Annotated in this window: 11 protein-coding genes and 1 pseudogene; 11 read left to right on the forward strand and 1 reads right to left on the reverse strand. The window is 61.4% G+C overall.

Features of this window, described 5'->3' with window-relative positions; genetic code table 11:
* The first annotated feature begins 30 nt into the window (after nucleotides 1–30).
* The 5 genes from KBB36_RS15595 (at nucleotide 31) to KBB36_RS15615 (ending at nucleotide 4,398) form a co-directional block, all read left to right on the forward strand.
* Nucleotides 31–819 (forward strand): TIM barrel protein, encoded by a 789-nt coding sequence (locus KBB36_RS15595; protein WP_290982852.1) that lies wholly within the window; start codon nucleotides 31–33, stop codon nucleotides 817–819.
* Nucleotides 820–928: 109 nt separating this feature from the next.
* On the forward strand, nucleotides 929–2,041 hold the full coding sequence (locus tag KBB36_RS15600; protein WP_290982855.1) for a TRAP transporter substrate-binding protein: 1,113 nt from the start codon (nucleotides 929–931) through the stop codon (nucleotides 2,039–2,041).
* Nucleotides 2,042–2,222: 181 nt separating this feature from the next.
* Entirely contained in the window at nucleotides 2,223–2,588 is a 366-nt protein-coding gene (locus tag KBB36_RS15605) for a hypothetical protein (RefSeq protein WP_290982859.1), read from the forward strand.
* Nucleotides 2,585–3,697 (forward strand): RHS repeat-associated core domain-containing protein, encoded by a 1,113-nt coding sequence (locus KBB36_RS15610; protein WP_290982862.1) that lies wholly within the window; start codon nucleotides 2,585–2,587, stop codon nucleotides 3,695–3,697. The genes KBB36_RS15605 and KBB36_RS15610 overlap by 4 nt, the downstream gene beginning before the upstream one ends.
* A complete protein-coding gene (locus tag KBB36_RS15615; protein ID WP_290982865.1) occupies nucleotides 3,694–4,398 on the forward strand; it encodes a hypothetical protein in 705 nt (234 codons plus the stop codon). The genes KBB36_RS15610 and KBB36_RS15615 overlap by 4 nt, the downstream gene beginning before the upstream one ends.
* Nucleotides 4,399–4,774: 376 nt before the next feature.
* Here the strand turns inward: KBB36_RS15615 and KBB36_RS15620 are convergent, their stop codons facing one another.
* A complete protein-coding gene (locus KBB36_RS15620; RefSeq protein ID WP_290982868.1) occupies nucleotides 4,775–5,488 on the reverse strand; it encodes a hypothetical protein in 714 nt (237 codons plus the stop codon).
* A 198-nt stretch (nucleotides 5,489–5,686) separates the two neighbouring features.
* Between KBB36_RS15620 and KBB36_RS15625 the strand changes: the two genes are divergently transcribed.
* The 6 genes and pseudogenes from KBB36_RS15625 to KBB36_RS15650 all read left to right on the forward strand — a co-directional run.
* Nucleotides 5,687–6,067, forward strand: coding sequence for a cytochrome c family protein (locus tag KBB36_RS15625; protein WP_290982870.1), 381 nt, complete (start codon nucleotides 5,687–5,689; stop codon nucleotides 6,065–6,067).
* A gap of 97 nt (nucleotides 6,068–6,164) precedes the next feature.
* Complete coding sequence (locus tag KBB36_RS15630) at nucleotides 6,165–6,824, forward strand: phospholipid-binding protein MlaC (RefSeq protein WP_290982873.1); 660 nt, start codon at nucleotides 6,165–6,167, stop codon at nucleotides 6,822–6,824.
* Between the two features lie 49 nt (nucleotides 6,825–6,873).
* Nucleotides 6,874–7,698: a tetratricopeptide repeat protein gene (locus KBB36_RS15635; RefSeq protein WP_290982875.1), complete on the forward strand. Its 825-nt coding sequence runs from the start codon at nucleotides 6,874–6,876 to the stop codon at nucleotides 7,696–7,698.
* Between the two features lie 38 nt (nucleotides 7,699–7,736).
* The gene (locus KBB36_RS15640; RefSeq protein ID WP_290982878.1) at nucleotides 7,737–9,017 is read left to right on the forward strand and encodes a VacJ family lipoprotein; all 1,281 of its coding nucleotides are present in this window, start codon (nucleotides 7,737–7,739) and stop codon (nucleotides 9,015–9,017) included.
* Nucleotides 9,018–9,046: 29 nt separating this feature from the next.
* Nucleotides 9,047–9,637, forward strand: coding sequence for a gamma carbonic anhydrase family protein (locus tag KBB36_RS15645; RefSeq protein ID WP_290982881.1), 591 nt, complete (start codon nucleotides 9,047–9,049; stop codon nucleotides 9,635–9,637).
* 131 nt (nucleotides 9,638–9,768) lie between these two features.
* A pseudogene (locus KBB36_RS15650) lies at nucleotides 9,769–9,955 on the forward strand (hypothetical protein); the annotation flags it as partial.

Raw genomic sequence — 9,955 nt, forward strand, 5'->3', positions numbered from 1 at the left:
ATAGGGAAATTATAGAGCCGGGACAGCCAGATGCCGCGTTTCAGCGTCAATCTCAGCTTCATGTTTCAGGAATATGCCTTTCTTGACCGCTTCGGCGCCGCGCGCGACCAGGGCTTCGAGGCGGTGGAATTCATGTTCCAGCCGGATCAGGCGCCAGCGGCCATCGTTGCGGCTTTGCGCGACAATGGCCAGCAACTGGCCCTGATGAACACGCCGGCCGGCAATTTTGAAGCCGGCGAGCGTGGCCTGGCCTGCCTGCCGAACCAGCGGCAGAATTTCCGCAGCGGTCTGCTGCGCGCCTTCGAGGTCGCCACCGCCGCCGGCTGCCCGCGCCTGCATGTGATGGCCGGGGTGGCGCCGGCCGGCGCCGATCATCGTGCGCTGGAAGCCTGTTTCCTTGACAATCTGGCCTGGGCCGCCGAGCAGGCGCAACGCGCCGGGCTGATCCTGTTGCTGGAGCCAATCAACCAGCGCGACATACCGGGCTATTTCCTGCACAATTATGATGTGGCCGAGCGTATCCTGGGCGAGATGGCGCTGCCGCATCTGCGGCTGCAATTCGACATGTATCATGTGCAGGTGGTGCATGGTGATGTGAGCAAGCGGCTTGAGCGGCAATTGCCGCTGATTGAGCATATCCAGATCGCCAACCCGCCGGATCGCCGCGAACCCGGCAATGGCGAGCTGGATTACGGCTTCCTTCTGCGGCGGCTGGATGACCTGGGCTATGCCGGCTGGGTCGGCTGCGAATACCGGCCATCGCGCCGCACCGAGGAAACCCTGGATTGGATCCGGCCCTGGGGCGTGAAGGCGAAATGACCGGCCATGCCGAACCGCTGGTAGAACGGGTTGCCAATTGCTGCGCCCAGACCGTATGTTTCCGCCTCAGATAGTTTGAGCCACAACAATCCAGAGGGTCCGACAGGACATGGCACGCAGTTTCGCCGTTGCGATCGTGGCTTTTTTCGTCGGCTTGTCAGTCGGCCTGGGATATCTGGCGGTGCAGCGCGCCACGCCGATCCCGGAACGCCCGGCACCAGCGCAGGCCACTGCTGTGCTGAGTGGCGACATGCCGCCGATCACGCTGCGCCTCGCCTCCTCCTACACATCCGCTGCGCCACAGCTTGGCAGCATCGGCGCCGCCACCACCACCAAGCTGGCGCGGCTCTCTGCCGGCGCGCTGGATTTGAAATTCCATGAACCCGGCGCCCTGGTTGGCGCCAATGAGGTGTTCGATGCCGTGGCCAGCGGCGAAGTGGATGCCGGCTGGACCTCGGCCGCCTATCTGCTGGAGAAGGATGCCGCTTTCGGCTTTTTTGTCGGCCTGCCCTTTGGCCCGCGCACCTCGGAATATCTCGGCTGGCTCTATCATGGCGGCGGCCAGGAATTGATGAATGAACTATTCGGCCGCTATGAAGTGGTGCCGATGGTGTGTGGCGTGCTGGCGGCCGAGGGCGGCGGCTGGTTCCGCAAGGAGATCAACAGCCCGGCCGATCTGCGCGGCATGAAAATCCGCTTCACCGGGCTGGGCGGCGAAGTGATGCGCAAATTCGGCGCCGAGCCGATGCTGATGCCGGGCGGCGATGTGTTTAACGGCCTGCGCAGCGGCGTCCTCGATGGCTCGGAATTCTCCACGCCGATGAATGACATGCGCTTCGGCTTCTACAAGGTGGCGCCGCATTATTACCTGCCCGGCTGGCACCAGCCCTTCACCGCCATCCTGCTGGTATTCCAGCGCCAGGCCTGGGAACGCCTGAGCGAAGCGCAGCAGGCCATGGTGGAAACCGTCTGCGGCGACAATATCGCTGACAGCCTGGCCGAAGGCGAAGCGCAGCAGCCCTATGCCATCAACACCCTGCGCAGCAAGGGCGCCATTGTGCATACTTGGTCGCCGGAAATGCTCGCTGCGTTCAGAAAAGCCTGGAATGAAGTGGCCGCCGAACAGGCCGCCGCCAATCCCACATTTAAACGCATCTGGGAATCCTACTCAGGCTTCCGCGATAATTTCACCGAATGGCGCCGGGTCGGCTACCCGCATTGAGGCTTTGATGCCGCCAGATTTGCAGCGGCAATGGTTGGCTCATAAACGGCAAAATTGATCTCCCATGGACGCTCGGGATCAACCCGGCTGACCTGTACTGAAAAGCGCGCCAGGCGGGCTGACGCATTATTACACCGATGCGGCCACAGGCGCGCGCAGCGAGCGCAGCCTGAGCCTGGCCGTGGCGCATGTCGCCTGGACCGATTATGTCGCGGCGGGCGGCGGCATCGCGCTGACCATCCGCACCACGGATATCAGCTACACGCATAGCTCGGCCAATGTCACCCGGTCCTGGCTGCACCGCGACCATCTGGGCTCGACCACAATGGTCACCGATGCTGCCGGCGCCGTGGTCCAGCGCATGTCGTATGATGGCCCTTCGGGCCTGTGCGCCCACGCCCGCTTCGCGGTCGCGCGCTTACAGGGGGCAAGCGGCGCAACGCCAATGGCGCCGCCGATCCCACCGGCAGCCTGGAAGCCTCGGGCCTGCCGAACCGCGGCTTCACCGATCACGAGCATATCGAAGAGCTCGGCCTGGTTCACATGAATGGCCGGCTTTACGACCCGCTGATCGCCCGCTTCATCTCCGCCGACCCGATCATCGCCGATCCGCTCTCCGTACAGGCTTTCAACCGGTACTCCTATGTCGACAACAACCCGCTCACATACACAGACCCGACAGGGTATCTGAAGATAGGCAGATTGTTCCGCAATCCAGTTGTTGCGCTTGCAGTTGGCATCGTATCGGCTGTTGCTCTCGGCCCGGCTGGCCTGGGTTGGATTGCCGGGCTCAAGTCACTCGAAGCAGCTATTGTTGTTGGCGCTGTCGCTGGCGGTCTTACTGGAGGCATAAAAGGGGCAATTGTTGGCGGCATTAGTGGTGCCCTAACATTCGGGATTGGCGGTCTTGATATTGGATTTGTCGGCAGGGCAGCCTTGCATGGTGTTGCGCAAGGTGGGTTGGCAGCCGCACAAGACGGGGATTTTGGTTCAGCATTCCTTGGGGCTGCGATTGGCAGTTTTGGTAGCTCCGTTCTTCAGGCAGCAATACCGGGCAAGGAAGTAGGGGAGATTCTGGCCAAGACCGTTGCCAGCGCTGTGGTTGGCGGCGCGGCTTCTGTCGCAGCCGGTGGAAAATTCGCCAACGGCGCTGCCACTAGTGCGTTCATTTATATGTTCAATCATGCAGCTCATGCAGCAGAGAGCCAGGGTTACGGCATAACTCCTGAGCAACGCACATTGGCCAATGATGGCAAGGTACGGGAGTTCTGGTCTTCGCGGAGGGCGATTGGAGATCCGATTGCCGATATCGCCTTAAAGTCTTTAGATCCTCCTGGCGGCCTGATCGATACCCTGTTTGGTGGAGCGTCCATTAATGACAGATTGAATGCATTTAGCCGTATTTATGCCGGGAAGGATGTCAATATAATGCAGATAAGGGTGGATTTAATGAGGGCCCACGTGATTGCAGTAGATAGTGATGCGAGGGGGGCCCCGGGCTTATTGAGCCCGCGTCAAGTGGCCGAGTATCATCACGAAGTATTTGTCTTGCATGGGCTTCCAGCAACAGCCTTTGGAGGAACACCCTTCACTGGTAGACTTGGTGAGGCTAACTGGACACGAGCAGTTTGGTGTAATCGTTGTGACAACCGATGAGCATTCTTAGACTAGCCTTAGCGGTCCTGGCGGTGTTGTGGATCAGCTCCAGCACTAGCTCGGCATTAGCCTTGAAGGAGGGCAACACAGTTGTTTTAAAATTACGCGAGCATTCCTTCCGTATTCCGGAGCAATACTCGCGTGAGACTGCCGTGCCAGGTTGGTTGAGCTGGCTTCCTGGTCTTGATGATGGGGCAAATGAGGCACTTTTGGTCATCCCGGCGAACGAGATCGGGCAGGCGATCAGGGGCTACGTCGAGCAAGACAAGAATACCCACGAGGACGTGCTGATACTCCTTGCAGCTCTTAGCGAGCATGAGGTTTTTCGATACAAGTATCCGAATCGACATAGAGAGCTTTGGTACGCGACTGGCGAATACGCTGAACGGGTGGTAGAGCCGGTCAAGGGGAAGCCTTGGTTTCGCATTTATCGAAAGCCGACCCTGCGTTCGTCATGGGAACTGGTGAGTCAAAATCCAGAACAGTCTAAGCAGATACCTCCACTCTCGAATTACTGGATGGGATCGTGCTTTAAATCAACCACATCGGCGAAGTCGTTGGATAATTTAGAGATATGCAAAACGTATGTTGTCGTTGAGAATCTGATAATTGAGTTCTCGGTGTCACAGCAGAATTTCCACCTTTTGGACCAGATCAAAGAATATGTCACCCAGCGGATTTTGAGTTGGCAGGTCAAGTAGCAGCCCCTCGTTTAGCCGCTTCACGGAGTGTCTCGATAATGTAGGTGTGAGCTTTCAACAGATTGTCCATTCGCACGCTCCGGAATAACTGAAGTCTCGCAACATCAGGTCGCCACCTCCAAAAACCTGTCGCGCCTAGCGGCCTGATCTGATTCACTTGTTGCTGCGGAGGATTGAACGATGTGTCACACAGGATTTTTTGGATTGTCGAAACATTCGCAGCGGCGATGGCCGGAGTTATAGCTGGCGCGGCTTTGATCATCCGGCCAGCATCACCCGCGGCGCCGATACGGTGTCGTTCCAGTATGGCGCCGAGCAGCCACCGCCTCCTGTGGCGCCAGCATTGCGCCGCAGGGTGACGGAATCGGTCACATGCTCATTGCCCGAGCGAGCGGCGTAGTTGGCGCACGCGGCGCTCCACTGAGATATCGAGTGAAGCGGTGATTTCCAGGCTGCGGTCTTCCAGCGCGCTGGCGCGCGGGTTGGCGCGGCCACGGGCTTCCACGGCGGCATCGCGGCGGCGGATCAACTCGGCGATTTCAGGCTGAAACAGCCTTAGCAGGCCGGTGAGCCAGCTATTCACCCGGGCCGAGGGATAGGCATGGCCAACCTGGAAACGATCCAGCATGGCGATCACATCACGGGCGGCAAACCAGGTTTCATCGGTGACCCAGCGGTTGACCGTGAACAGCCGCACCGGCAGGCCGTAATTATCCATGCCGATGGCAACAATATGCGCCAGTGCCGCCGCGCCAAGCGGGCCGCAGGGCACTTTCAGCCCCGGCTTTGCCCATTGCGCCGGCTCAAACCGCTCGGGCAGATGATGCGGCCGCATGAAAACGTGGAAATGGCCATGCTCGCGCGCATCGCCGCGATGCGCATGATAATAGTATTGCGCGCCGCTTTCCGGATCGAACACATCGCCGGCCGGGTAATGCTCCTGCTCATAGAAATCGCCCTGGCCGCGCAGCAATTCGGCCACCAGATTGCCGCGCCGTGCCGCCAGACCTTCCTGTATCCGCAACACCTCGACACCGGCCGCCAGCATGCTCTGCAAGCGGGGTTGGCCAAGGCTGGTCATCATGTTCATGCGCCGCAACCCTTGCTGAAACCGGCACAGCTAACCATGCGCCTCTTAAGCGGTGGTAAATGCCGCCGCAGCGAATCGCGCCTGTGGAAAAAATAGCTGCGGCATCCGGTCGCTTTGACCCTGTGCCGCCCCGTGCTAAATCAGGCGCGTAGTCTTATCCCCCCCCCAGCAAAGCCTGTAGATTTGGGAGCCCCGACCATGCTGCGCAGCCTGACCTTTGCCACCGCCCTTAGCCTCGGCCTCGGCTTTGCCGCCGCCGGCCAGGCGCAAGCCGCCGATGCCGCTGCCGGCCAGAAGGCTTTTGCCAAATGCCGGGTCTGCCATGCGCTGGAAGCCGGCAAGAATGGTGTTGGCCCCAGCCTGCATGGCGTTTTCGGGCGCAAATCCGGCACCGGCGCCGGCTTCAAATATTCCGATGCCATGGCCGCCAAGGCAGTGGTTTGGGACGAAACCAGCATCGCCGCCTATATGGCCGATCCGAAAGGCTATATCCCGGGCAACAAGATGATCTTCCCCGGCATCAAGAAGGAAAGCGAAGTGGCCGATATCATCGCCTATCTGAAAGAGGCGACCAAGTAAGGCCATATCCTACCGGGGCGGGCAAATTTAACCTGCCCCCCTCGCCCTTTCCTCGCCGGGAACCAGTTTGTATTCTCGGACCATGAGGGATGGCGCCATGATTCGTCTGCCAAGCGCGACACGGCTTCCTGCACCGAGGCAAATCGGGCGTCGCAGCTTGTTGCTGGCCGGGCTGCTGCTGCCACTGGCAGCCATCCGCCCGGCCCTGGCGGCCAACCCGGCCGCCGCCGCCAATTTCATCCAGCAATTGGGTCAATATACGCTGGGCATCCTGCAACAGCCGCTATCCTTGCCGCAGCGCGAGGCGCAATTGCGCGACCTGCTGCGCCAGGGGTTTGACCTGCCCTTCATCGCCCGCTTTGTGCTGGGCCGCGCCTATAACGGCCTGACCCCGGAGCAGGCGGCTGAATACCAGCAGGTGTTCAGCGACTTTGTGCTGCGCAGCTATGCGCGGCGCCTGGCCGGCTTTCAGGCCAGCGGCTTCAGCATCCTGGGCACGCGCGCGGTGGGCGATAGCGATACTGAAGTGGCCACCCGCATCGATCCGCAGAATGGTCAGCCGATCCGCTGCGACTGGCGGGTGCGCGAATTTGCCGGGCCGCGCCTCGGCATCATTGATGTGACTGTGGAAGGCGTCAGCATGGCGCTGACCCAGCGCGATGAATTCATCGCCGTGGCGAGCAGCCGGGGTGTGGGTGACCTGATCGGTGTGTTGCGCGCCCGTGCCGACCGCGAAAGCATCAGCGCCAAACGCTGACCAAGCCCGGCCCCGATGCCGGACCTATAATGCAGTGGGAGTGAAGGACATGAAACTGCTACGCAAAACCCTCGCCGCCAGCGGCCTGGCGATGCTGCTGATGCATGGCCCGGTTCTGGCACAACAGAGCAACCCCGATGCTTTCGACCAAGGCCTTGCCGCCTACGAACGCGCCGATTTTGATGCGGCATTGAAGTTATGGCTGCCGCTGGCGGAAGCCGGCGATGCCCGGGCGCAGTATAATCTCGGCGTGTTGTACAGCGATGGGCTGGGCCTGTCGGAAGACCTGCGCGCCGCCATTGCCTGGTGGCGCAAGGCGGCAGCACAGGAGCATCCGCAGGCGCTGCATAATCTGGCCATGCTCTATATTGCCGGCGATGGTGTGGCGCAGGATATGGCCGAGGCGCGCAAGCTTTTGGAACGCGCCCAGGCCAATGGCTCAGCGCGCACATTGTACAGCCTGGGCAAGATGTATCTGGAAGGTCTGGGCGGGCCGGAAAACAAACCCGCCGCTTTTGCCCTGCTGCTGCGGGCCGGCGAAATGGGGCTGGACAAGGCGCAGTATAATCTCGGCAAGATGTATCGCGACGGCGAAGGCACACACCGCGATCTGGTGGCCGCCGCCGCCTGGTTCACCAAGGCCGCCGAACAGAATTACGCCCAGGCGCAAAATCATATCGGCAATCGCTATCTGCGCGGCGAAGGGGTGCAGCAGGATGATGTGCTGGGCCTGTCGTGGCTCACCCTGGCGGCGCGCAGCGGCCATCCGGCCGCCATCGACCGGCTGGCCGAATTACGCGGCAAGCTGGATGCGGCCTTGTTTGCCGAAGCCGAGCAGCGCGCCGATACTTTTGGCAAAGCCGCCAAACCCTGATCCCGCCAAAGCCAATCCGATCCGAGGGCCGCAACCGCATGAAACGCCACCATATGGCCCTGATCGGTCTGCTGTTGCTGGCACAGCCGGCACAAGTGCAGGCGCAAAACGTGGCGCCGGCGGTGGCGGCAGAAATCGCCGCCATCCTGCAACAGGCCGGCATCGATCAAGCCCGCGAGCGGGCCAGCTATGGCAGCCTGGGTAATGGCCAGATTCTGGCCACCAAGGAACGCCAGCTTGAGGCCCGGGTGGGGCGTGATCTGGCTACAATCGTTGGCCGCGAAGCAGTCTATGACCGCCGCCGCGCCCAGGAGACCGCCGCCTATATCGCCCGCGTAGCGCCGAGTTTTGGCCCTCAGGCCTATCAGGCCGCAGCCAGTTACGCCGCTGCCGCGCCCGCCGCCCTGCCCAATGCCTGGTATCAGAGCGCCAGCCCACCGCCAGCCTCGCCGCCGATCCGGCCGACCCAATATGTTGCCGGCCCCAGCGCGGGGCGGCCCGGACAATGGTATGATAGCCCCTATCTGGCGCGCTATGGCGGGTCGCAAAGCGCCAGTTCCATGCCGGCAGCCAGTTTCACCCAAGCCAGCTACAGTCAGGCCAGCTACAGTCAGGCCATGCCCCAGGCAATGGGCGCCGGCACTGCCGGCAGCAGCGAAATCTGGGACCCGATCGAGCCGGTGAACCGGGCTTTCTTCGCCTTCAACGAGGTGGTGGATACCTTTTTGCTGCGCCCCATCGCCTGGCTTTACAGCTTCACGCCGGATGTGGTGAAGGGTGGCCTGCGCAGCGCCTTCACCAATCTGAAATCACCCGCCGTGCTGCTCAATCACACCCTGCAAGGCAATCTCGGCGATGCCGCCACCACGGTTGGCCGCTTTGCCGTGAACAGCACTGTTGGTGTGCTGGGCCTGTGGGATGCCGCCGATGACCTGCTCGACTGGAAAGGCAAGCCGGCGGATTTTGGCCAGACCCTGCACAGCTATGGCATTGGCGAAGGCCCGTTCCTGATGCTGCCCCTGCTCGGCCCGGCCAATCTGCGCGATGCGCTGGGCAATGGCGTGGATAATCTGGCCGATCCGCTGGTCTATATCCTGAACGACAATGCCAACCTGGCACTGACCGGCGCCAAGGTGCTGGTGCGGCGTGAGGAGTTGTTGAAGCCGCTGGACGAATTACGCGCTGGCTCGCTGGATTATTACGCCACGTTGCGCTCATCATCGCAGCAGCAGCGCCGCGCCTTCCTGCGCGGTGCCAACCCGGCGGATGCCGCAGCCGCGCGCCAGGCAGCCGACGACCTGTTCAACCAAGCGCAGTGACATAAAAAAACCAACCGGAAGGAAGCCCCATGCCGATCCACGGCCCCGACGTGGTCCTCAACGACCCCGCCTATATCCACAAAACCGCGCAGATTTATGGCAAGGTGCGGCTGGAAAAAGGCAGTTCGGTATGGATCAACGTGGCGATGCGGGCGGAGAATTTTGAGATTGTGGTGGGCGAATACACCAACATCCAGGATTTCGCCATGCTGCATATCGGTGGCCAGACCGGCACCTATATCGGCAGCCATTGCTCGATCACGCACCATTGCACGATCCATGGCTGCACCATTGGCGATAATTGCCTGATCGGCATCGGCGCCACCATCATGGATGGCTGCGTGATCGGCAATAACTGCATCATCGGCGGCGCCGCCTTCCTCAAGGAAGGCACCGTGATCCCGGATAATTCCATCGTGGTGGGCGCGCCCGGCAAGGTGATCAAGACGCAGAATAATTATGTGCGCAACCGGCTTAATGCCTATCTCTACTACCGCAACGCCCTGGCCTATCGCCAGGAGCAGTATCGCGACTGGGACCAGCCGGAAACGCTGAAAGCCATCGGCGAGGAAATCGCCCGCCTGAATGCCGAATTGCGTGCGCTTGATACCGGCGCATGAGGCGTTGAGCGGGCTGCGCAGGAAATCCGCCGCCATGCCGTGTAGCTCTCTGCATGAACAGCACGGCAGCAACATATCCGGCTCGGCCAGCAACCCTGGCCGGCCCTTCCCCGGCGCGGCGGAGCGGTGGCGTGGCCGCGCCTGAAATCCGCCCTCTCAGCGCAGAACGGCAATTGGCCGCCGATCATGACCGCGCCCTGATGGCCCGCGTGGCGGGGCAGGACCGTGCTGCCTATGCCGAATTGCTCAATCGCCATCTGCGCGGCGCCACTGTCACCGCTTATCGCATCCTGCTCAACATGGCCGGTGCCGAGGAAG

Origin of the sequence: Ferrovibrio sp. (assembly GCF_017994015.1) — a bacterium.
GTDB lineage: Bacteria > Pseudomonadota > Alphaproteobacteria > Ferrovibrionales > Ferrovibrionaceae > Ferrovibrio.

Coding starts and splice junctions, on each gene's coding strand:
- KBB36_RS15615 (WP_290982865.1), top strand. CDS start 3,694: ATGAGCATTCTTAGACTAGCCTTAGCGGTCCTGGCGGTGTTGTGGATC.
- KBB36_RS15620 (WP_290982868.1), bottom strand. CDS start 5,488: ATGAACATGATGACCAGCCTTGGCCAACCCCGCTTGCAGAGCATGCTG.
- KBB36_RS15630 (WP_290982873.1), top strand. CDS start 6,165: ATGATTCGTCTGCCAAGCGCGACACGGCTTCCTGCACCGAGGCAAATC.
- KBB36_RS15635 (WP_290982875.1), top strand. CDS start 6,874: ATGAAACTGCTACGCAAAACCCTCGCCGCCAGCGGCCTGGCGATGCTG.
- KBB36_RS15595 (WP_290982852.1), top strand. CDS start 31: ATGCCGCGTTTCAGCGTCAATCTCAGCTTCATGTTTCAGGAATATGCC.
- KBB36_RS15610 (WP_290982862.1), top strand. CDS start 2,585: ATGAATGGCCGGCTTTACGACCCGCTGATCGCCCGCTTCATCTCCGCC.
- KBB36_RS15600 (WP_290982855.1), top strand. CDS start 929: ATGGCACGCAGTTTCGCCGTTGCGATCGTGGCTTTTTTCGTCGGCTTG.
- KBB36_RS15640 (WP_290982878.1), top strand. CDS start 7,737: ATGAAACGCCACCATATGGCCCTGATCGGTCTGCTGTTGCTGGCACAG.
- KBB36_RS15625 (WP_290982870.1), top strand. CDS start 5,687: ATGCTGCGCAGCCTGACCTTTGCCACCGCCCTTAGCCTCGGCCTCGGC.
- KBB36_RS15645 (WP_290982881.1), top strand. CDS start 9,047: ATGCCGATCCACGGCCCCGACGTGGTCCTCAACGACCCCGCCTATATC.